The organism is Enterobacter sp. JBIWA008, from assembly GCF_019968765.1.
Taxonomy (GTDB): domain Bacteria; phylum Pseudomonadota; class Gammaproteobacteria; order Enterobacterales; family Enterobacteriaceae; genus Enterobacter.
In genome coordinates, this window is record NZ_CP074149.1 from 4,089,127 (window position 1) to 4,110,905 (window position 21,779).

Below are 21,779 nucleotides of genomic sequence, written 5' to 3' on the forward strand. Positions count from 1 at the left end.
TTTACTGGCGGCATCAAGGAGGGAACATGCGCATTTTACTGGTAGAAGATGACAAATTAATCGGCGATGGTATCAAGGCGGGATTAAGCAAAATGGGCTTTAGCGTGGACTGGTTTACCGACGGAAAAACCGGCCAGGCCGCGCTCTCCTCTGCGCCCTATGATGCCGTGGTGCTGGATCTGACGCTGCCGGAAATTGACGGTCTGGACATCCTGCGCGCGTGGCGCGAAAGCGGGCACGGCGAGCCAGTATTAATTCTGACGGCGCGGGATGCGCTGAACCAGCGCGTCGAGGGGCTGCGTCTGGGCGCGGATGATTATCTCTGTAAGCCGTTCGCGCTGATCGAAGTGGGTGCCCGCCTCGAGGCGCTGGTCCGCCGCAGCCACGGCCAGGCGCGTAGCGAGCTACGTCACGGGAAGGTCACGCTCGATCCGACCCGTCTCGTCGCCACGCTGGACGGCGAGCCGCTGACGCTCAAGCCGAAAGAGTTCGCGCTGCTGGAACTGTTAATGCGTAACGCAGGCCGCGTGCTGCCGCGAAAGCTGATCGAGGAAAAACTCTATACCTGGGACGACGACGTCTCCAGCAACGCCATTGAGGTTCACGTCCATCATTTGCGCCGCAAGCTTGGCAGCGAATTTATCCGCACCGTGCACGGTATCGGCTACACCCTGGGTGACGCATGAAACTGAGCCTGAAACTCCGCCTGACGCTTCTCTTCCTGCTGCTCTCTCTGACGGCATGGTTTGCCGCCAGCCTGGTGGCCTGGCAGCAGACCACCCACAAGCTCGATAAGCTCTTTGACACGCAGCAGATGCTGTTTGCCAAACGGCTGCTGACGATGGATCTGGACGAGATCCGCGCCCCCGAACGCATGCGTGACATCCCGAAAAAAGTAAAGCACGGTCGTCTGGATGACGACGCGCTGGCTTTTGCCATTTACGCCGTCGACGGCAAAATGCTCCTGAACGACGGTGAAAACGGGCGCGATATCCCGTACCACTATCGCCGCGACGGGTTCGATAACGGGCAACTGCAGGGCGACAACGACGAGTGGCGCTTCCTGTGGCTGACCTCACCCGACGGGAAGTACCGCGTGGTGGTCGGTCAGGAGTGGGAGTATCGGCAGGATATGGCGCTGGACGTGGTCAGCTCGCAGCTAACCCCCTGGCTGGTGGCGCTGCCCGTGATGTTGCTGCTGCTGGTTTTCCTCCTGAGCCGGGAGCTAAAGCCGCTGAAAAAGCTGGCGCAGACCCTGCGCTCCCGCTCGCCGGATGCCACCGATAAACTGCCGACGGAGGGTGTTCCTACGGAAGTGCGCCCCCTGCTCGACGCGCTGAATCATCTCTTCGCGCGCACCCAGGAGATGATGACCCGCGAGCGCTGCTTTACGTCCGACGCCGCCCACGAGCTGCGCAGCCCGCTGGCTGCCCTGAAGGTGCAAACTGACGTGGCGCAGCTCTCTCATGACGATCCGCTGGCGCGGGAAAAGGCGCTGATGCAGCTGCATGCGGGCATCGACCGCGCTTCCCGGCTGGTGGATCAGCTCCTCACGCTGTCGCGTCTGGACTCGCTGGATAGCCTGGACGGCGTAGAACCGATCGCGATAGCCGATTTGTTACAGTCCGCGGTAATGGACATCTACCCCCCGGCGCAGCAGGCGGGCATTGATATTCGCCTGAACATCCATGCACCAGAGGTTACACGCACGGGCCAGCAGCTGCTTCTGAGCCTGCTGGTGCGTAACCTGCTGGATAACGCAATTCGTTACAGCCCGCGCGGCAGCGTGGTGGACGTGACGCTGGACGCGCGAAGCTTTACCGTGCGCGACAACGGCCCAGGCATTTCACCTGACGCGCTGGTGCGCATCGGCGAGCGTTTTTATCGTCCACCGGGTCAGGAAGCCAGAGGAAGCGGGCTGGGATTATCCATCGTAAAACGCATCGCCGCCCTGCACGGAATGCGCGTTTCGCTGAACAATGCCCCTGAAGGCGGTTTTGAAGCAAAGGTCAGCTGGTAAGGGATTATTGCGTTTAATGCAAAAGACTTTGCACATTTTGCTCATTTTACCGCACCGTCCTCGCGCGTAGAATACTCGCCATACTCTCATCATCGAGGACAACTAATGAGCAACATTCTGATTATCAACGGCGCAAAAGAATTTGCGCACTCTAAAGGCCAGCTGAATGACACCCTGACCGAGGTCGCGGACGGTTACCTGCGCGACGCCGGGCATGATGTTAAGGTCGTGCGTGCAGACAGCAGCTACGACGTGAAAGCCGAAGTGCAGAACTTTCTGTGGGCTGACGTGGTGATCTGGCAGATGCCAGGCTGGTGGATGGGCGCGCCGTGGACCGTAAAAAAATACATGGACGACGTGTTCACTGAAGGTCACGGCTCACTGTATGCCAGCGATGGCCGCACCCGCTCTGACGCCTCCAAAAAATACGGCTCGGGCGGCCTGATTCAGGGCAAAAAATATATGCTCTCGCTGACCTGGAACGCCCCCCTGGAAGCCTTCACCGAGAAAGATCAGTTCTTCGAAGGCGTGGGCGTAGACGGTGCGTACCTGCCGTTCCACAAGGCGAATCAGTTCCTGGGCATGGATCCGCTGCCGACGTTTATCGTCAACGACGTGATTAAAATGCCTGACGTCCCGCGCTATATCGCAGAATATCGCAAGCATCTCGCGGAAATTTTTGCTTAACTGGTAGCCTGGAATTAAAGGAGTAGTAAACATGCTTACCGTTATCGCAGAAATCCGTACTCGTCCAGGTCAACATCACCGTCAGGCGGTGCTGGATCAGTTCGCGAAAATTATCCCGACCGTACTGAAGGAAGAAGGCTGCCACGGCTATGCGCCGATGGTGGATGCTGCCACTGACGCCAGCTTCCAGGCGACCGCGCCAGACTCGATCATCATGGTTGAGCAGTGGGAAACCGTCGCGCATCTTGAAGCGCACCTGCAAACCCCGCACATGAAAGCGTGGAGTGACGCGGTGAAGGGTGACGTGCTGGAAACCCACATCCGTATTCTGGAGCAAGGGGTTTAAGTTTCCCCTCACCCCAGTCCTCACCCACAGGGAGAGGGAAGACAGATCCAGGCCCGGTGAGCGTCAGCGCCATCGGGCTTTGTTTTTAGCTGCTTTTCTTCCCAGGCTTTAACCCGCGATGTAGTTCGTTGATGCGCTTCATCGACCTGATGGTGCGCTGCGGCTCGGTGGCGGCCACGGATAAAATGATCATCTCCAGACACAGCAGCACCGTGCCGTGGAGCGGGATTTTGCCTTTTTCTCCGCCGCGCGGAACGTGGATCACCACGCTGGCCTCCTTGCTGAAACACGAATCAAGGGCGTTGGTCAGCAGGATGGTGGGGATCCCCAGACGTTTTGCTTCGCGCAGTGTGGTTTGCCCTTCCCGATGCGCGGATTTCTGCGCCATCATCACCAGCACGTCACCGCGCTGAAGCGCAATCAGCTGTTCCGCAAGCCCTATCCCGGTGCGGTTAAGCGGCGTGGCGGGTAACCCCATACGACTGAACAGCCTGGCGGTGTACTCGGCCAGAATGCCTGATGCGCCAATGCCAAATATGGCGACCTGCCTCGCCTGCGCCAGCAGAGAGACCGCCTGGGCCATCGCGTAGCGATTGTGGGGCTCGGATAACACCTCACAGGTGTGTTGATGCCCCTCCAGCACGAAATCAATGCTCGCGTTGACGTCGCTGGCGAGCGTATTCACCGTGGTGGACATCTTTTCGCTGGAGGTGACCACCGGACCAAACCACTGCTCCAGCGTTTGCTTGAGATCGCGCAGCCCGGCGAAACCCAGTGCCTGAATGGCGCGGACCACCGTGGCATCCGAGGTTTTCAGTTCCGCAGCAATCTCCATTGCGGTCTGCTCCATCACCGCTTCGCGGTTGTCATGGATATAGCGTGCAACCTGCAGCAGACGCGGCGTCAGCTGATGCGCTCGCGCGCGAAAGCGGTCGCCATAGACATCCACGCGCCCTTTCTCTTTGCGGATCACCGTGTCGCCTCCGGCAGCGGACGCCCGGCAATCTGCGACTGCACCTGCGCGGCCATCAGCCCTAACGAGGCGAACGAATTCGAGATGGCCTCTTCACGCGAGATCAGCACGTAATGCCCGGTTCGGCAGGCATTCAGGAACTGACACCAGCCCGGCATGACCGCATCCATCGCCGCCATCTCGTCCTGCGGTTTACCGCCCGTATCCCCGCGCCAGGTGGCGAAGACGAAATCGGCATCCAGCTCCGGCAGGCGCTCGGCGCTGACGTCGATGCGCCCTCCGTCCGGGATGTTCTCAATCAGCGGCGGGAATTTGAATCCTGCGTCGCGCAGCACGCGGCCCAGCGAGTGGTAGCTGTGCATGGCGTTTATCTTTCCCTGATTCGCCTGAATCACGGACACGGTCACCCTGCTGGTATCAACAGTCGCCTTCAGCGCCTTAATCTGCTCCTGATAGCGCCGCTCCAGAACCTTGAGCCGCGCCTGCGTTCCCGTCAGCTGAGCCAGCTTGCGGTAGATCTCCGGCGCGCCGCCGTCGAGATGATCGATGCTTACCGTCGGGGCAATTTTCGCCAGCTGTTCCACCGGGGTGTTGCGGGTCGGCTCGGTAACGATCAGGTCAGGCTTTGCGGCGGCGATGGCTTCAATGTCGATATCGGCCGTACCGATAAATTTAATGTCGGAATTATCGAAGTCGACGCCGGTCAACATGCCGCTGGAGCGCAGAAAGTGGCTGCCGTCCGGCCGGGTGCGGCCATGGCTTGCCACCGGCGGCACGCCAAGCTCAATCAGCGGAATGGTGATATCCAGATCGTGCAAGGAGACAATTCGTTTCGGATGAACCGGCACCACCACTTTTCGGTTCAGATCGTCAGTAAACGTCTGCGTCGGCTCCGCCGCACCTACCGCGAACCCCACCAGCAACAGCATCGAAAACATTACGCGCATCATAGTCCCCTAAAATCTGTCCCGACGCTGCCAGAGCAGCAGCAGGAAAAACGGTCCGCCAATCAATGAAATCACAATTCCCGCCGGCAGCTGCAGCGGGAGGAATGCCAGACGTCCGACGTTATCCGCCAGCAGCACCAGCAGCGCGCCCAGCACGGCGCTTCCCGTCAGGAGTGCCGTTTGCCCACCGCGCAGCAGCAGGCGCGCCATATGCGGGGCAATCAGCCCCACGAAGCCTATACTGCCCACGCACGAGACGCAGACCGCCGTCAGCACCACCGGGGCGAGAACCCGCAGCAGCGCCAGCCGGGTTATGCGCACGCCAAGGCCCGCAGCGGCCTGATTGCCGAGCAACGCCACGTCCGCTGCCCGTGCGGTAAACAGCAGCAGCGCAAAAGCGGGGGCAGCCCAGAGCGCGGCTAACCCCACCAGCGTCCAGTTTGCCGCATGCAGGCTTCCCGCCAGCCACAGCATCGCCGTCTGCACGTCCCGCACGTCGGCGGTGGTGATAAAGACGCCCATTGCCGCGGCAAATGCCCACGACACGCCGATGCCGATCAGGATGAATCGCGGGCGCGAGATATCGCGCGCCAGGGCGATAACCAGCAGCGCGGTAAGCAGCCCACCGGTCATGCCGACCAGCGGACGCCAGGCCAGGCCCAGCGCCGGGAACTGAAAAATCAGCAGCAGTACCGCCGCGCTACAGCCCTCCTTCACGCCGATTAGCCCGGGGTCAGCCAGACCGTTGCGGGTGATGGACTGCATTGCCGCCCCTGCCATACCGAGCATCGCGCCGCACAGCACCGCCATAAGCAGGCGCGGCAGGCGGATATCCATCACGATGTAGCGCGTCTCCGCCGTCAGACTCTCAGGAGAAAACAGCGCGCGCCCGATGGCGGAGGTGGGAATGGGCAGAGAACCGTGCGTCAGGCCAAAGCCCAGAAGGCTTAGCGCCACCAGCGCTAAAAGGGTCAGGCACGCCAGCGCCCTCGGGCGAACCCGCGCCGATAAACGGCCAATGCGGATCGCGCGGAATCCGGCCCGGTTCATTTGAACATCCTCGATGCCATAAAGATGAACACGGGCGCGCCGACCAGGGCAGTCATAATGCCGGTTGCCAGCTCCCAGGGCGTAAACAGCGTGCGGGCGGCGATATCCGCCAGCAGCAGAACCAGTGCGCCGCACAGGGCAGACAGCGGCACCATCACGCGTAAATCGACCGACACCAGACGGCGAATGAGCTGCGGCACGACCAGGCCGATAAAACCAATCGGCCCGGCGATAGAGACGGCCGCGCCGCAGAGCAGCGCGATGGCCAGCAGTGCAAGCAGGCGGGTTTTCAGCAGCGACACGCCAAGCCCCTGCGCCATCCGGTCTCCCAGCGCCAGCATGTTGAGCGAGGGCGACAGTCCGATAGCGAGAACAAAACCGGCTGTTGCCGCCCAAAGGGCGCTCCGGAGCGTCTGCACGTTGATCCCGGCCAGATCCCCTGCCAGCCAGGTGCGCATGGCGAGCAGCGTCTGTTCATCGAGGATTAACACCGCGGCGGTAATCGACGAGGCAAACGCCGACATCGCCACGCCGCACAGCGTGACCTTCATCGGCGTAAGCCCGGTGCGGCCGGACGAGGAGAACATCAGCACCAGCAAAAACAGCGCGGCGGCACCGGCGGTGGCAACGAGCGGGCGACCAAACGGCAGCGACAGCCCAAGCGCGCTGGCGATCACCACCGCCAGCGCTGCCCCGGCGTTGAGCCCCAGAATATGCGGCTCGCCGAGCGGGTTGCGGATAACGGACTGCAGCAGCACGCCCGCCACCCCGAGCGAGGCGCCCGTTACCATCGCGGCGCAGAGGCGCAGCAGTCGTAATTTGATAATGACGTTATGGTCGAAATTGCGCGGGTCGAAATGAAAGAATGCCTCCACCACCGTCTGCGGGGCGATAAAGCGTGCGCCGATGCCCAGGTGCATAATCGCGCCCAGCGCCAGCAGCAACAGAAAGATCGGGAAGGCCAGAGTGGAGCGCATCATGGCTGAACGGTACCCTGGCGAAACGGCATAAAGAACGGTTTGCCGGTCAAGGGGTTAATGGACATATGCACGTCCACATCAAACACCGCTTTGATCAGCTCCGGCGTGCAGGCATCGCCCTCATGCAATACGCCTTCAACTTTTCCCTGGCGTAAAAAGACCAGCGAATCGCCGTAGTTCACGGCGAAGTTGAGATCGTGCAGCACCACCACCACGGTACGTCCGTGCTGGCGGGTCAGGGCGTGCAGTAGTTCCAGGATCTCCACCTGATAGCGGAGATCGAGAAACGTCGTGGGCTCGTCAAGCAGGATATAAGGCGTTTGCTGCGCCAGCGCCATGGCGATCCAGCAGCGCTGGCGCTGGCCGCCGGATAAGCTTTCCACCGGCATATGGGCAAAGTCTGTAGTGCCGGTCAGGCGCAGGGCCTCTTCTACCGCCAGTTCGTCCTCGTCGCTCCACTGACGCATAAAGTTCTGCCAGGGAAAACGCCCGCGCGAGACCAGTTCAAAAGCGGTTAATCCTTCCGGCAGCAGCGGAGACTGCGGGAGAATGCCAAGCTGACGGGCGACGGCTTTGGTCGGCTGCTCGTGGATCGCCTTGCCGTCGAGAACTGCAGCGCCGCCAAGCGGCAGAAGCAAACGTGCAATGGTGCTCAGCAGCGTGGATTTTCCGCAGCCGTTGGCCCCTACCAGCACCGTCATTTTCTGCTGTGGGATCGCAAGGGAGATATCATCAACGATGATTTTTTTCTGATAGCCCGCAGAGAGGTTCTCCAGAACCAGTCCCGGTTGTTTTGTGTTGTGAGCCACGTGAATGCCAACGTAATAAAAAAGCGCAATAAATATAAATAAAAATCATTCTCTTTTGAGAGTTTGACGCTGCGCTGTGTAGTAGTCAAGAGAAGAAATACCCTGAAAAGACCAGGTGTAAGCCTGATGAAAAAAGAATACGAATTGTCTTACTAAAACTTTAATTTCAACAAGTTAATCATTACTCCGCTGCGTTTATCCGCACGGTTAAACGCTGTAGCCGATTTTTTCTTTTTTTCATTTACTACTACATTCTCGCATGATTGAATGATTCTCAATTACATGTCCGATGCCCGCTGTGGCTAACGGACAGAGCGTAAAGGGCAATGACTCACACATTTTTCCGCGAAACGTCATTCGCGGAATATTTCGGGATAACAGATGTAATGGCTACGTTCACACCTTCACTCTCTGGTGTAAAAGGGCGCGCGCTCTTTTCACTGCTGTTTATGGCGCCGCTGGTGCAGGCAGCAGATAACACCGCGGCTAAAGACGGCGAAACCCTTACCGTCACCGCCGATCCAAATACGGCGGCGGAGGCCACGAATGGCTATCAGCCGTTGAATACCTCCACCGCCACGCTAACCAACATGCCGATGCTGGATATCCCGCAGGTGGTCAATACCGTCAGCGATAAAGTGCTGGAGGATCAGCATGCGACCACGCTGGATGAAGCGCTCTATAACGTCAGCAACGTGGTGCAGACCAACACCCTGGGCGGTACGCAGGATGCCTTCGTGCGCCGCGGGTTTGGCGCGAACCGCGACGGCTCGATCATGACCAACGGCCTGCGCACCGTCCTGCCGCGCAGCTTTAATGCCGCAACCGAGCGCGTGGAGGTGCTGAAAGGCCCGGCCTCGACGCTTTACGGCATTCTCGATCCGGGTGGCCTGATCAACGTCGTCACCAAACGCCCGGAGAAGACCTTCGGCGGTTCCGTTTCCGCCACCTCCTCCAGCTTTGGCGGCGGCACCGGACAGGTCGATGTTACCGGCCCGATTGACGGCACGCGCCTGGCGTATCGCCTGACGGGCGAATATCAGGACGAGGATTACTGGCGTAATTTTGGCAACGAACGCAGCACCTTTATCGCCCCGTCGCTCACCTGGTTTGGCGATGATGCCACCGTGACCGTCCTCTATTCGCATCGCGACTATAAAACGCCGTTCGATCGCGGAACGATCTTCGATCTCAACACTAAAAAGGCCGTCGACGTCGATCGCAAAACCCGCTTCGACGAGCCGTTTAACGTCACCGACGGGCAGTCCGATCTCGCCCAGCTCAACGCGGAATATCGCCTCAGCAGCCAGTGGACCGCGCGGTTCGACTACAGCTACAGCCAGGATAAATACAGCGATAACCAGGCCCGCGTGATGGCCTACGATTCAAAAACCGGCAACCTGACCCGCCGCGTGGATGCGACCCAGGGCTCGACCCAGCGCATGCACACGACGCGCGCGGATCTGCAGGGGAACGTGGATATCGCCGGCTTTTATAATGAGATCCTGACCGGCGTGTCGTATGAGAATTACGATCTGCTGCGTACGGACATGATCCGCTGTAAAAACGTGAAGGACTTCAATATTTACAACCCGAGCTACGGCAATCTCGGCAAGTGCACCACCGTCTCGGCATCCGACAGCGATCAAACCATTAAGCAGGAGAGCTACTCCGCCTACGCGCAGGACGCGCTGTACCTGACCGATAAGTGGATCGCCGTTGCCGGTCTGCGCTATCAGTATTTCACCCAGTATGCGGGGAAGGGCCGTCCGTTTAACGTGAATACCGACAGTCGCGACGACCAGTGGACGCCGAAGCTGGGTCTTGTTTATAAGCTCACCCCGGCGGTCTCGCTGTTTGCCAACTACTCCCAGACGTTTATGCCGCAGTCGTCCATTGCGAGTTACATCGGCGACCTGCCGCCGGAAACGTCGAATGCGTACGAAATAGGCGCTAAATTCGACCTTTTCGAAGGCATTACCGCCAATATCGCGCTGTTTGATATCCACAAGCGCAACGTGCTGTACACCGAAAGTATTGGTGGTGAAACCGTCGCCAAAACCGCGGGCCGCGTGCGCTCTCAGGGCGTTGAAGTGGATCTTGCCGGATCGCTAACCGAGAACACCAACATTATCGCCAGCTACGGCTATACCGACGCGAAGGTGCTGGAAGACCCGGACTATGCGGGCAAACCGCTGCCGAACGTGCCGCGTCATACCGGCTCCCTGTTCCTGACCTACGATATTCACAATGCGTTTGCCGGAAATACCCTGACGCTGGGCGGCGGCGGGCACGGCGTAAGCCGCCGTTCCGCAACTAACGGTGCGGATTATTATCTGCCGGGCTATTTCGTTGCGGATGCGTTTGCGGCGTACAAGATGAAGCTACAGTATCCGGTGACGCTGCAGGTGAACGTGAAAAACCTGTTTGATAAGACCTACTACACGTCGTCCATTGCGACCAACAACCTGGGCAACCAGATTGGCGATCCGCGCGAAGTGCAGTTTACGGTGAAGATGGATTTTTGACGTAAAAAAGCCCGGTGGCGCTAACGCTTACCGGGCCTACGATCCATTCCCTCTCCCGGCGGGAGAGGGTTAGGGTGAGGGCATCAGGCCTCGATATCCGCCATATCGCCCTTCTCCTGCAGCCAGTTACGTCGGTCTTCCGAGCGTTTCTTGGCAAGGAGCATATCCATCATGGCGTTGGTTTGCTGCTCGTCTTCGTCGCTGATCGTCAGCTGCACCAGACGGCGCGTGTTCGGATCCAGCGTCGTTTCGCGCAGCTGCATCGGGTTCATCTCGCCCAGCCCTTTAAAGCGCTGCACGTTCGGTTTACCCTTCTTGCGCTTCAGCTGTTCCAGCACGCCCGCTTTCTCTTCTTCCGTCAGCGCGTAGTAAACCTCTTTGCCGAGGTCGATACGGTACAGCGGCGGCAGCGCCACGTGGACGTGACCGTTTTTCACCAGCGTTTTGAAGTGCTTCACGAACAGCGCGCACAGCAGCGTGGCGATGTGCAGACCATCGGAGTCCGCATCCGCGAGGATACAGATCTTGCCGTAGCGCAGCTGGCTCAGATCGTCGCTGTCCGGATCGATGCCGATCGCCACCGAGATATCGTGCACTTCCTGCGAGGCCAGCACTTCATCTGAAGAGACTTCCCAGGTATTCAGGATCTTACCCTTGAGCGGCATGATCGCCTGATATTCACGATCGCGCGCCTGCTTGGCCGATCCACCCGCCGAGTCCCCTTCCACGAGGAAAAGCTCGGTACGGTTGAGATCCTGCGCGGTACAGTCCGCCAGCTTGCCCGGCAGCGCAGGGCCGCTGGTCAGCTTTTTACGCACCACTTTCTTCGCGGCGCGCAGACGACGCTGGGCGCTGGAAATCGCCATTTCGGCCAGCATTTCTGCCGCCTGCACGTTCTGGTTCAGCCACAGGGTAAACGCATCTTTCACCACGCCGGAGACGAACGCCGCGCACTGACGTGACGACAGGCGCTCTTTGGTCTGACCGGCAAACTGCGGATCCTGCATCTTCACGGAGAGTACGTAGGCACAGCGATCCCAGATATCCTCCGCCGACAGCTTCACGCCGCGCGGCAGGATATTGCGGTATTCGCAGAACTCACGCATCGCGTCCAGCAGCCCCTGACGCAGGCCGTTGACGTGCGTACCGCCCAGCATGGTCGGGATCAGGTTAACGTAGCTTTCGGTCAGCAGCTCGCCGCCTTCCGGCAGCCACAGCAGCGCCCAGTCCACGGCTTCGGTATCGCCGCTAAAGTTACCGACAAACGGTTTTTCCGGCAGCGTCGGCAGGCCGTTTACCGCTTCGCACAGGTAGTCGTTCAGACCGTCGGCGTAGCACCAGGTTTGTGCGGTATTGTTAACGTGATCGGTAAAGGTGATTTCTACGCCGGGGCACAGCACCGCTTTGGCTTTCAGCAGGTGCGTCAGGCGAGAAACGGAAAAGCGCGGGCTGTCGAAGAAGCTTTCGTCAGGCCAGAAGTGGACGCTGGTGCCGGTGTTGCGTTTGCCGCACGTGCCGACAACCTGCAGATCCTGCACCTTATCGCCGTTTTCAAACGCGATGTTGTACACCTGACCATCACGACGGACGTTCACTTCCACGCGTTTGGACAGGGCGTTCACCACGGAAATACCCACGCCGTGCAGACCGCCGGAGAACTGGTAGTTCTTGTTGGAGAACTTACCGCCCGCATGCAGACGACAGAGGATCAGCTCAACGGCAGGCACGCCCTCTTCCGGGTGGATATCCACCGGCATGCCGCGCCCGTCGTCGATGACTTCCAGCGACTGATCGGCATGCAGGATAACGTCGACGCGTTTGGCATGGCCCGCCAGCGCTTCGTCCACACTGTTATCAATAACTTCCTGGCCCAGATGGTTTGGGCGCGTCGTATCGGTGTACATCCCCGGGCGGCGGCGAACCGGCTCAAGCCCGGTGAGGACCTCAATGGCATCAGCGTTATAGGTTTGCGTCATGATTTAAACTAGCAATTCGCATTGATTGTCAGTGGCTGTGCAGTCCAAGAAAATCGACAATCTGGGTGAAATGATTCTCAAAGCCCGTGAAAGCATGGTTTCCGCCCTCTTCTATAGTCTGGCGGCAGGAGGCGTAATACGCCACTGCCTGGCGGTAATCCAGCACTTCATCACCCGTCTGTTGCAGCAGCCAGATGAGATCCGGCGCCTCAAGCGGGTCGACCTGCATAACTTTGAGATCGTAAATATGGCGTGACTCTAGCACATATTGCTGCCCGGTGTAGGGGTTCTCGTTTTCGCCAAGAAAGTCCCTCAGCAGCTCAAATGGCCGTACCGCCGGATTAACCACAACGGCGGGCAGCATGAAGCATTGTGAGAGCCAGGTGGCGTAATACCCGCCCAGCGATGAACCGACCACACCAAAGTTTTCGCCGCCGTGCGCAAGCACAATAGATTCCAGCATCTCCGCGGCCTCTGCCGGGTAAGGCGGCAGCTGCGGGATAATCATCTCAACGTCGGGATGATGCTCGCTCAGCCACTGGCGAAACTGTGTCGCTTTTGCGGAGCGTGGCGAGCTGTTGAATCCGTGCAGATAAAGGAGCGTAGACATCAATAGCCTTCTGAAGCGGTATCCGGGCGGAATTTTGCACCGGTCAAACGGCAGACTTCCGTGGTCAGCGTACCGTCGGCATGCAGTTCCAGCCAGCGCCAGCCTGGCGCGATGGTATCCAGCGTAAAGTTGGCGCAGTGCGGCTTAAACTGAACGCAGGTCGACGGCGTCGCCAGCATGCGGCGCCCGTTCCAGTCGAGATCCTGTTCCTGGTGTATATGTCCACACAGCAGATTTTTCACCCGCGGGAACTTCGTCAGCACGCGATCCAGCGCCGCGGAGTTGCGCAGGCTGTGCTGATCGAGCCAGCTGCAGCCCGCCGGCAGAGGATGATGGTGAAGCAACAGCAGCGTGTGGCGTTCAGGTTCTGCAGCCAGTTTGGTCTCAAGCCAGTCGAGCTGAAACTCGCTTAACTCACCGTGCGGGACGCCAAACACCTGGCTGTCCAGCAGCAGGATCTGCCACTGTTCGCCCGCAAATACACATTTCGCCGGGGAAATCCCCGCATCCTGAAGAGAACTGTACATGGCGGGCTGGAAATCATGGTTTCCTGGCAGCCAGACGCAAGGCACGCTAAAGCTCGCGATGCCTTCAGCAAAATGCTGGTAGGCCGCGGAGGACTGGTCCTGCGCCAGATCGCCCGTTGCGACAATCAGATCGCATGCACGGTTTTCAGCGTGAATGGCGCTAAGCACCGCCTGATAACTCTCCCAGGTGTTGACCCCCAGTAGCGTCTCATGCTTTTCGGCAAAAAGGTGGGTATCGGTGATTTGTAATATCCTGACTGGCGCCCCACCAGCAACAGTCAGGTTCAACAGGCTTTCCAAATGGTGTCCTTAGGTAGGTTTATGACGCTAACAAACCGGAATCGCCATTGCTCCATGTGCTAAACAATATCTTAGCCAGTCGGCTAAAAACTGGTTAATTTGATGCTTTTCGTCGCGTTGATGCAACTTTTTATTCGGGTAATCATACCGCGCCTTGAAGCGAAAGATCTGCTGGCTTGAACACACTTCAGCGACCATCGCGTCGTGATAGAGGCGCACCGTCATCGACGGCAGGCTCCAGTAGCTAATGCTGGGTGCCGTTTGCTCAATTTCCACCAGCGTAGTGTAGCGCGTTGATTCTGTTATCGTTAACCGATACTGCGCGTTGCTCACCTGATAGCTTACCGTTTCGCCGGGTGCGTCGTTTCGCGGCAGCAGGCGGCGCAACTGTGCGAAATTGGTTTCGCACAGGCGCATCATTTCTGGGAAGTCAGGTGTATAGCGCTTCATTTTTTCCACTCGTTTCGTAATGTCTGATAGTGCAGCTGTAGCCATTGCAGGGCGATGACAGACGCTGCGTTGTCGATTTTCCCCTCTTCTACCCACTGATAAGCCTGTTCCCGACTCACCACATGAACCCGAATATCTTCGTTTTCATCTGCCAGACCGTGGATCCCTTCCGCCGTCGTGGCGTCCACTTCGCCCACCATAATGGACAAGCGCTCGCTGGTACCGCCCGGGCTTGCCAGATAGCTCAGCACCGGTTTTGTGCGGCCGACCACCAGACCGGCCTCTTCCAGCGCCTCGCGCCGGGCGACGTCCTCGACCGACTCGCCTTCTTCGATCATCCCGGCCACCATCTCCAGTAGCCACGGGCTCTCACTGACGTCATAAGCGGCGATGCGGATCTGCTCCACCAGCACAACTTCGTCGCGCACTGGGTCAAAGGGTAGCAAGACTGCCGCATGCCCGCGCTCAAAAATTTCGCGTCTGATTTCGCCGCTCATTTCCCCGTTAAACAGGCGATGCCTGAAACGGTAAAGATCCATTGAAAAAAAACCGCTATAAAGCGTTTCTCGTGCAATAATTTCTACATCGTTTTTGGCGAATGTCACGGGCAACTTTTCTGGTTTTTGCATGAGTCGAGTCCTGGTAGCAATGGTGATGAAATTGTGAATTTCAAGGCTGTTTGGCTGCCGTTTGTAAGGCTATATGGTAGATTGGTGCAAATTACCGCCAGATGGCACGTAACGCCAACCTTTTGGTATGGAAGATTCTGTTAGAATCGGCAATTATTTTTTAATTAGATCAGCGCTAATACTGCTTCACAACAAGGAATGCAAATGAAGAAATTGCTCCCCATCCTTATCGGCCTGAGCCTGACGGGCTTCAGTGCAATGAGCCAGGCGGAAAACCTGTTACAGGTCTACCAGCAGGCACGTCTGGGCAACCCTGATTTACGTAAATCAGCGGCCGATCGTGATGCTGCGTTTGAAAAGATTAACGAAGCGCGTAGCCCCTTGCTGCCACAGTTAGGTTTAGGTGCAGATTATACCTACAGCAACGGTTTCCGCGACGCTAACGGCGTAAACTCCAATGCTACCAGCGCCTCACTGCAATTGACACAGACGCTGTTTGATATGTCCAAATGGCGCGCCCTAACCCTGCAGGAAAAAAGCGCAGGCATCCAGGATGTGACCTATCAGACCGACCAGCAGACGCTGATCCTGAACACGGCCACGGCATACTTCAACGTGCTGAGCGCGATTGACGCACTCTCCTACACCGAAGCGCAGAAACAGGCGATTTACCGCCAGTTAGATCAAACCACCCAGCGCTTCAACGTTGGCCTGGTGGCGATCACCGACGTGCAGAACGCCCGTTCACAGTACGATACCGTGCTGGCTAACGAAGTTACCGCGCGTAACAACCTCGACAACGCGCTGGAATCCCTGCGTCAGGTCACCGGGAATTACTATCCTGAGCTGGCGTCGCTGAACGTGGACAGCTTTAAAACGGATAAGCCGCAGGCCGTTAACGCCCTGCTGAAAGAGGCGGAAAACCGCAACCTGAGTTTGCTGCAGGCGCGTCTGAGCCAGGATCTGGCCCGCGAGCAAATTCGTCAGGCGCAGGACGGCCATCTGCCAACCCTGAGCCTGAGCGCTTCTACTGGTGTCTCTGATACGACCTACAGCGGCTCTAAAACCAATACGTCCCAGTATGACGACAGCAACATGGGTCAGAACAAAGTGGGTCTGAGCTTCTCCCTGCCGCTGTACCAGGGCGGTCAGGTCAACTCTCAGGTGAAACAGGCGCAGTACAACTTTGTTGGCGCGAGCGAGCAGCTGGAAAGCGCCCACCGTAACGTGGTGCAGACCGTACGTTCGTCCTTCAACAACGTGAACGCCTCGATCAGCAGCATCAACGCCTATAAACAGGCCGTTGTGTCTGCACAGAGCTCTCTGGATGCGATGGAAGCGGGCTATTCGGTCGGTACACGTACTATCGTGGACGTGCTCGACGCGACCACCACGCTGTACAACGCGAAACAGCAGCTCTCCAGCGCGCGTTACCAGTACCTGATTAACCAGCTGAACATCAAACAGGCTCTGGGTACGCTGAACGAGCAAGACCTGCAGATGCTGAACAGCGCGCTGGGCAAACCGGTCTCCACCTCTCCGGACAGCGTTGCGCCGGAGAACCCGGAGCAGGTTGCCGCGGTTGATAACTTCAACGCTAACGGCTCTACCCCTGCTGCACAGCCTGCTGCCGCGCGCACCACAGCGCCTGCTAGCAAGGGCAACAATCCGTTCCGTAACTAAGAGTGTCGTCATCAGGCCCACCGCGGCCTGATGCCCTCACCCTGGCCCTCTCCCACAGGGAGAGGGCGCATCTGAATCACATCCGAACGTAAGCCAACGTAAAGATCCCCCTGATTCCTCCCCTCTTCGCTTCATTTTCAACCACTCATCCTCTATCCTGAGCGTTATTACCACTGGGTCCTGGAAGACAAACATGAAACGGACAAAAACGATCAATCACGCGTCGTTCCGCAAGAGCTGGAATGCACGTCACCTCACACCTGTTGCGCTGGCGGTTACGGCTGTCTTTATGCTGGCAGGCTGTGAGAAAAACGACGAAACGGTTTCGCTGTATCAAAACGCGGACGACTGCTCTGCCGCCACCGGTAAAGCGGCCGAATGTAAAACGGCCTACACCAGCGCGCTGAAAGAAGCGGAACGCACCGCGCCGAAATATGCCTCACGCGAAGACTGCGTGGCGGAGTTTGGTGAAGGTCAGTGCCAGCAGGCCCCGGCGCAGGCAGGCACTGCGCCAGAAAATCAGGCGCAGGCGCAGTCCAGCGGCAGCTTCTGGATGCCTCTGATGGCCGGTTACATGATGGGCCGTCTGATGGGCGGCGGTGCAGGCTACCAGCAGCAGCCGCTATTTAGCTCGAAAAACCCGGCCAGCCCGGCTTACGGTCAATACACCGATGCCAGCGGCAAAGGCTACGGCGCAGCCACCCCTGGCCGCACCGTGACGGTACCGAAAACGGCGATGGCGCCGAAGCCTGCGACCACCAGCACCATCACCCGCGGCGGGTTCGGTGAGTCTGTGGCGAAACAGACCAGCATGCAGCGCAGCGCGACAGGCTCCTCTTCTACCCGCTCAATGGGCGGCTGATCATGGAACGAGTCAGTATCACCGAGCGCCCGGACTGGCGCGAAAAAGCCACCGAATACGGTTTTAACTTCCACACCATGTACGGCGAGCCGTACTGGTGTGAAGACGCTTACTATAAGCTCACGCTGGCCCAGGTTGAAAAACTGGAAGAGGTGACGGCCGAGCTGCACCAGATGTGCCTCAAGGTGGTGGAAAAAGTCATCGACAGCGACGAGCTGATGGCAAAGTTCCGCATTCCGAAGCACACCTGGAGCTTTGTACGCCAGTCGTGGAAAACGAATCAGCCTTCGCTTTACTCTCGCCTGGATCTGGCGTGGGACGGCAAAGGCGAGCCTAAGCTTCTGGAAAACAACGCCGATACGCCAACCTCTCTGTACGAAGCGGCGTTCTTCCAGTGGATCTGGCTGGAAGACCAGGCCAATGCAGGAAACCTGCCGGAAGGTAGCGACCAGTTTAATAGCCTTCAGGAAAAGTTGATCGAGCGTTTTGCCGAGCTGCGTGAACAGCATGGCTTTAACCTGCTGCATCTCGCCTGCTGCCGCGATACGGAAGAAGACCGGGGCACGGTTCAGTATCTGCAGGACTGCGCCGCCGAAGCGGAAGTGGCGACCGAATTCCTCTATATCGAGGATATCGGCCTGGGTGAAAAAGGTCAGTTTACGGATATGCAGGACCAGGTGATCAGCAACCTGTTCAAGCTCTACCCGTGGGAGTACATGCTGCGCGAGATGTTTTCCACCAAGCTGGAAGACGCCGGCGTGCGCTGGCTGGAGCCGGCCTGGAAGAGCATTATCTCTAACAAGGCCCTGCTGCCGATGCTGTGGGAGATGTTCCCGAACCACCCGAACCTGCTGCCGGCGTATTTTGCGGAAGATGATTACCCGCAAATGGAGAAATACGTCGTTAAGCCGATCTTCTCCCGGGAAGGCGCGAACGTGTCGATTATCGAAAACGGTAAAACGCTGGAAGCGGTTGAAGGGCCGTACGGCGAAGAAGGGATGATCGTCCAGGAGTTCTGGCAACTGCCGAAGTTTGGCGACAGCTATACGCTGATTGGCAGCTGGCTCATCAACGATCTGCCGGCCGGGATTGGCATTCGCGAAGATCGCGCGCTGATCACCCAGGATCTGTCACGCTTCTATCCGCATATTTTTGTTGAATAGGTCGCGGCCTGATGCCATCTCCCACAGGGAGAGAGTGCAAACACTAAAAACGGCAACCTGAGGTTGCCGTTTTGCTTTTATTACCCCACCTGTACCGACAACATACTCAGACTTCCCATCTCTATACCGTCGACCGGGATCGTAACCGGCTCCTGACCATCCCACGCGCCAAGAACGTACAGCAGCGGCAGGAAGTGTTCCGGCGTCGGGTTAGAGAGCGAACCGCCTTCGTGATCCAGATAGTTCACCAGAGGATGCTCCTCAGCCGGGCCTTGCCAGGTCAGGTTCGCTTTGACGTAGTCGTTAAAAGAAGTCGCCCACGGGTACGGCGTGTTCTCACCGTGCCAGCGCGCCGTACGCAGGTTATGTACAACGTTACCGCTCGCCACCAGCATGATGCCTTCATCACGCAGGGTTGCCAGCTTGCGGCCCGTCTCCAGATGCCAGGCTGTCGGTTTGGTGCTGTCGATGCTCAACTGCACCATCGGGATATCCGCATCAGGATACATTTTAATCAGCACGCCCCAGGAGCCATGGTCAAAGCCCCAGGCTTCTTTATCCAGAGCAACCGGAACAGGCGCCAGCAGATCCACCAGCCTTTGTGCCAGCTCGGGCGAGCCGGGGGCCGGATAATGTGTGTCGTACAGCGCCTGCGGGAAGCCGCCAAAATCATGAATGGTTTTTGGCGCTTCCATAGCGGTTACGCCTGTCCCACGGGTAAACCAGTGCGCAGATACCACCACGATCGCTTTTGGACGCGGCAGCGTCTCGCCCAGGCTACGCCATGTGCGGGTATAGACGTTGTCTTCCAGAACGTTCATTGGGCTGCCGTGGCCTAAAAACAGGGCTGGCATACGGGAAGAAGTCATGATGATATCCTTACAGAAGGTGTCAATTTAATGGTGATACATTACGTGCAATCGGGCAAAGATGAACGCAGATAAGCGTGAAGATCATCATCAGGAATTTTGAATGTAAGGAATGTGTAAAGCCGAGGTTCGCCCCTCGCTTTGCCAGAAATGAATCAATTATATTAATGAGAATCATTATCACAAGGAGCAATACATGTCAGTCCCCTTGATCCTGACCATACTGGCGGGCGCCGCGACGTTTATTGGTGCGATCCTCGGCGTGCTCGGCCAAAAGCCCTCTAACCGCGTACTGGCCTTCTCACTGGGCTTTGCTGCCGGGATCATGCTGCTCATCTCTCTGATGGAGATGCTGCCTGCCGCGCTGGGCACGGAAGGCATGTCTCCGCTGCTGGGCTACGGTATGTTTGTCTTTGGCCTGCTGGGATACTTTGCCCTCGATCGAATGCTACCGCACGCCCATCCGCAGGATTTAATGCAGAAAAACGTGACGCACATGCCGCGCAATATCAAGCGTACCGCCGTGCTGTTAACGCTTGGCATCAGCCTGCATAACTTCCCGGAAGGGGTAGCGACCTACGTGACGGCCAGCAGCAATCTTGAGATGGGCTTTGGTATCGCGCTGGCGGTCGCCTTACACAATATCCCTGAAGGACTGGCCGTCGCTGGACCAGTGTATGCCGCCACGGGATCAAAACGCACCGCGGTGTTCTGGGCGGGTATTTCCGGGATGGCCGAAATCCTGGGCGGCGTGCTGGCCTGGCTGATCCTTGGTAGCCTAGTCTCTCCGGTAGTGATGGCGGCGATTATGGCAGCGGTAGCCGGGATTATGGTTGCGCTTTCGGTGGATGAACTGATGCCGCTGGCGAAGGAGATCGATCCTAACAACAACCCCAGCTATGGCGTGCTGTGTGGAATGTCGGTGATGGGATTAAGTCTGGTTCTGCTGCAGGCCGCAGGAATCGGGTAAAAAAACGCCGGGACATCCCGGCGTTGTTATTATCAGCTGGCTTTGCGCTCGTGCGCCTGGCGATACTCAACCAGATCTTCAATCGTTACCACCGGCATGTTGTGCAGGCGGGCAAAGGTGATGCACTCCGGTGCGCGCGCCATGGTGCCGTCATCGTTGGTCAGTTCACACAGCACACCAGCAGGTTTGAAGCCAGCCAGCGTCACCAGGTCGATCGTCGCTTCGGTGTGACCACCGCGGGTCAACACGCCGCCTGCCTGCGCACGCAGTGGGAAGACGTGACCTGGACGATGCAGATCGGATGGCTTAGCGCCATCGGCAATCGCTGCACGAACGGTGGTCAGACGGTCAGCCGCAGACACGCCGGTGGTCACGCCATGCGCTGCTTCAATGGTCACGGTAAAACCGGTCCCGAAGGCGCTGGTGTTGTTTTCGACCATCATCGGCAGATCGAGCTGCTTACGACGATCTTCATTAATACACAGGCATACGATGCCGCTGCCGTGACGGATGGTCAGCGCCATCTGTTCAACGGTCATGTTTTCGGCGGCGAAAATCATGTCGCCTTCGTTTTCACGGTTTTCATCGTCAAGCACCATCACACCGCGGCCTTCGCGCAGTGCATCCAGTGCATGTTCAACACGTTGAGTTGAAGTGCCAAAAGAGGAAAGTAGCGTCTGATTCATGGTAAAAAAACCTCATTAAAATTATGGTTACCAGAATCAGGGCAGTCTTAGGAGCGCCGTATAAGCGGCAAAAAGATAACGTGAGCGGGCGCTTGCCCGACTTGATCGTTACTCTCTCCCATCCGGACTCTAACCGTCGGCCCCGGAATTACACCGGATCTGCTGACCTTTGAGTAGTCACCCAAAGCGCTCGCGGGCTTTCAGCGTCACGCTGATTTACCGCCGGTGGGGAATTTCGCCCCGCCCTGAGAATAAGCGAGATAACTATAACGCTATTGATTATCCTGGGCAATGCATAAGCATCAAACAATTTTGTTTACCCCGGGCATGACGCGCTACAATGGACACTAACACCTTTCCATAAAGGGAAACGACAATGATTGACCCGAAAAAAATTGAGCAGATCGCGCGTCAGGTTCATGAATCTATGCCAAAAGGCATTCGTGAATTTGGTGATGACGTAGAGAAGAAAATCCGCCAGACGCTGCAGGCGCAATTGGTTCGCCTTGATTTAGTCAGCCGCGAAGAGTTTGACGTGCAGACTCAGGTTCTGCTGCGCACCCGCGAAAAGCTAGCGCTTCTGGAACAGCGTCTGACCGAGCTGGAAAACCGTAATACACCGGAAGAAGTGAAGCCTGCCCCGGCGATTCCTCCGGTGAATGACCAGGCATAAAATGAATGCAAAACGGCAACCTCAGTTGCCGTTTTTTTTTG

The 21,779-nt window shown here is 57.9% G+C and carries 22 protein-coding genes and 1 riboswitch; of the genes, 10 read left to right on the forward strand and 12 right to left on the reverse strand.

Annotated elements, in window-relative coordinates; genetic code table 11:
- Window positions 1-26: 26 nt before the first annotated feature.
- The 4 genes from qseB (at window position 27) to KGP24_RS19715 (ending at window position 3,053) form a co-directional block, all read left to right on the forward strand.
- The gene (gene qseB, locus KGP24_RS19700) at window positions 27-686 is read left to right on the forward strand and encodes a quorum sensing response regulator transcription factor QseB (protein ID WP_223561558.1); all 660 of its coding nucleotides are present in this window, start codon (window positions 27-29) and stop codon (window positions 684-686) included.
- The gene (gene qseC / locus KGP24_RS19705; RefSeq protein ID WP_223561559.1) at window positions 683-2,020 is read left to right on the forward strand and encodes a quorum sensing histidine kinase QseC; all 1,338 of its coding nucleotides are present in this window, start codon (window positions 683-685) and stop codon (window positions 2,018-2,020) included. The genes qseB and qseC overlap by 4 nt, the downstream gene beginning before the upstream one ends.
- Before the next feature lie 105 nt (window positions 2,021-2,125).
- Entirely contained in the window at window positions 2,126-2,707 is a 582-nt protein-coding gene (locus KGP24_RS19710) for an NAD(P)H-dependent oxidoreductase (protein WP_223561560.1), read from the forward strand.
- A 31-nt stretch (window positions 2,708-2,738) separates the two neighbouring features.
- The gene (locus KGP24_RS19715) at window positions 2,739-3,053 is read left to right on the forward strand and encodes a putative quinol monooxygenase (RefSeq protein WP_032640570.1); all 315 of its coding nucleotides are present in this window, start codon (window positions 2,739-2,741) and stop codon (window positions 3,051-3,053) included.
- Between the two features lie 85 nt (window positions 3,054-3,138).
- Here the strand turns inward: KGP24_RS19715 and KGP24_RS19720 are convergent, their stop codons facing one another.
- Genes KGP24_RS19720 through KGP24_RS19740 form a run of 5 tightly spaced genes read right to left on the reverse strand, consistent with a single transcriptional unit; the run spans window position 3,139 to window position 7,812 of the window.
- Window positions 3,139-4,026 (reverse strand): MurR/RpiR family transcriptional regulator, encoded by an 888-nt coding sequence (locus KGP24_RS19720; protein WP_223561561.1) that lies wholly within the window; start codon window positions 4,024-4,026, stop codon window positions 3,139-3,141.
- Window positions 4,023-4,973, reverse strand: a complete 951-nt coding sequence (locus KGP24_RS19725) for an iron-siderophore ABC transporter substrate-binding protein (RefSeq protein ID WP_223563532.1) — start codon at window positions 4,971-4,973, stop codon at window positions 4,023-4,025. The genes KGP24_RS19720 and KGP24_RS19725 overlap by 4 nt, the downstream gene beginning before the upstream one ends.
- A gap of 9 nt (window positions 4,974-4,982) precedes the next feature.
- Window positions 4,983-6,023, reverse strand: a complete 1,041-nt coding sequence (locus KGP24_RS19730) for an iron ABC transporter permease (RefSeq protein WP_223561562.1) — start codon at window positions 6,021-6,023, stop codon at window positions 4,983-4,985.
- Complete coding sequence (locus tag KGP24_RS19735; RefSeq protein WP_223561563.1) at window positions 6,020-7,003, reverse strand: iron ABC transporter permease; 984 nt, start codon at window positions 7,001-7,003, stop codon at window positions 6,020-6,022. The genes KGP24_RS19730 and KGP24_RS19735 overlap by 4 nt, the downstream gene beginning before the upstream one ends.
- Window positions 7,000-7,812 carry an ABC transporter ATP-binding protein gene (locus KGP24_RS19740; RefSeq protein ID WP_223561564.1) on the reverse strand — a complete coding sequence of 271 codons (813 nt, stop codon included), beginning with the start codon at window positions 7,810-7,812 and terminating at the stop codon, window positions 7,000-7,002. Before KGP24_RS19740 ends, KGP24_RS19735 begins: the two co-directional genes overlap by 4 nt.
- Window positions 7,813-8,198: 386 nt before the next feature.
- Between KGP24_RS19740 and KGP24_RS19745 the strand changes: the two genes are divergently transcribed.
- The gene (locus KGP24_RS19745; protein WP_223561565.1) at window positions 8,199-10,340 is read left to right on the forward strand and encodes a TonB-dependent siderophore receptor; all 2,142 of its coding nucleotides are present in this window, start codon (window positions 8,199-8,201) and stop codon (window positions 10,338-10,340) included.
- Between the two features lie 83 nt (window positions 10,341-10,423).
- On the opposite strand, the gene parE is transcribed toward KGP24_RS19745, so the two are convergent.
- From parE to nudF, 5 genes are read right to left on the reverse strand one after another with little or no spacing between them, the layout of a single operon-like run.
- Window positions 10,424-12,316, reverse strand: a complete 1,893-nt coding sequence (gene parE / locus KGP24_RS19750; protein ID WP_029740698.1) for a DNA topoisomerase IV subunit B — start codon at window positions 12,314-12,316, stop codon at window positions 10,424-10,426.
- A gap of 28 nt (window positions 12,317-12,344) precedes the next feature.
- Window positions 12,345-12,926 (reverse strand): esterase YqiA, encoded by a 582-nt coding sequence (gene yqiA, locus KGP24_RS19755; RefSeq protein ID WP_045415171.1) that lies wholly within the window; start codon window positions 12,924-12,926, stop codon window positions 12,345-12,347.
- A complete protein-coding gene (cpdA, locus tag KGP24_RS19760; protein ID WP_223561566.1) occupies window positions 12,926-13,753 on the reverse strand; it encodes a 3',5'-cyclic-AMP phosphodiesterase in 828 nt (275 codons plus the stop codon). Before cpdA ends, yqiA begins: the two co-directional genes overlap by 1 nt.
- A gap of 27 nt (window positions 13,754-13,780) precedes the next feature.
- Complete coding sequence (locus KGP24_RS19765) at window positions 13,781-14,203, reverse strand: DUF1249 family protein (protein WP_003862516.1); 423 nt, start codon at window positions 14,201-14,203, stop codon at window positions 13,781-13,783.
- Window positions 14,200-14,832 (reverse strand): ADP-ribose diphosphatase, encoded by a 633-nt coding sequence (gene nudF / locus KGP24_RS19770; RefSeq protein ID WP_023333429.1) that lies wholly within the window; start codon window positions 14,830-14,832, stop codon window positions 14,200-14,202. The genes KGP24_RS19765 and nudF overlap by 4 nt, the downstream gene beginning before the upstream one ends.
- 204 nt (window positions 14,833-15,036) lie before the next feature.
- On the opposite strand from nudF, the gene tolC reads away from it, so the two are divergent.
- The 3 genes from tolC to KGP24_RS19785 all read left to right on the forward strand — a co-directional run bounded on the left by tolC (window position 15,037) and on the right by KGP24_RS19785 (window position 18,540).
- A complete protein-coding gene (gene tolC / locus KGP24_RS19775) occupies window positions 15,037-16,515 on the forward strand; it encodes an outer membrane channel protein TolC (protein ID WP_223561567.1) in 1,479 nt (492 codons plus the stop codon).
- 193 nt (window positions 16,516-16,708) lie between these two features.
- Window positions 16,709-17,377 carry a DUF1190 family protein gene (locus tag KGP24_RS19780; RefSeq protein WP_045909980.1) on the forward strand — a complete coding sequence of 223 codons (669 nt, stop codon included), beginning with the start codon at window positions 16,709-16,711 and terminating at the stop codon, window positions 17,375-17,377.
- Between the two features lie 2 nt (window positions 17,378-17,379).
- Window positions 17,380-18,540: a glutathionylspermidine synthase family protein gene (locus KGP24_RS19785; protein ID WP_223561568.1), complete on the forward strand. Its 1,161-nt coding sequence runs from the start codon at window positions 17,380-17,382 to the stop codon at window positions 18,538-18,540.
- Window positions 18,541-18,620: 80 nt separating this feature from the next.
- Here the strand turns inward: KGP24_RS19785 and ygiD are convergent, their stop codons facing one another.
- On the reverse strand, window positions 18,621-19,409 hold the full coding sequence (ygiD, locus tag KGP24_RS19790; RefSeq protein ID WP_223561569.1) for a 4,5-DOPA dioxygenase extradiol: 789 nt from the start codon (window positions 19,407-19,409) through the stop codon (window positions 18,621-18,623).
- Window positions 19,410-19,605: 196 nt separating this feature from the next.
- On the opposite strand from ygiD, the gene zupT reads away from it, so the two are divergent.
- Window positions 19,606-20,379: a zinc transporter ZupT gene (gene zupT, locus KGP24_RS19795; RefSeq protein WP_223561570.1), complete on the forward strand. Its 774-nt coding sequence runs from the start codon at window positions 19,606-19,608 to the stop codon at window positions 20,377-20,379.
- Between the two features lie 32 nt (window positions 20,380-20,411).
- Here zupT and ribB read toward each other — a convergent pair whose 3' ends face one another.
- Window positions 20,412-21,065, reverse strand: a complete 654-nt coding sequence (gene ribB / locus KGP24_RS19800) for a 3,4-dihydroxy-2-butanone-4-phosphate synthase (protein WP_023309208.1) — start codon at window positions 21,063-21,065, stop codon at window positions 20,412-20,414.
- Window positions 21,066-21,171: 106 nt separating this feature from the next.
- A riboswitch (FMN riboswitch) is annotated at window positions 21,172-21,322 on the reverse strand.
- Window positions 21,323-21,441: 119 nt separating this feature from the next.
- On the opposite strand from ribB, the gene ubiK reads away from it, so the two are divergent.
- Window positions 21,442-21,738: a ubiquinone biosynthesis accessory factor UbiK gene (gene ubiK, locus KGP24_RS19805; protein ID WP_223561571.1), complete on the forward strand. Its 297-nt coding sequence runs from the start codon at window positions 21,442-21,444 to the stop codon at window positions 21,736-21,738.
- Window positions 21,739-21,779: the final 41 nt, after the last annotated feature.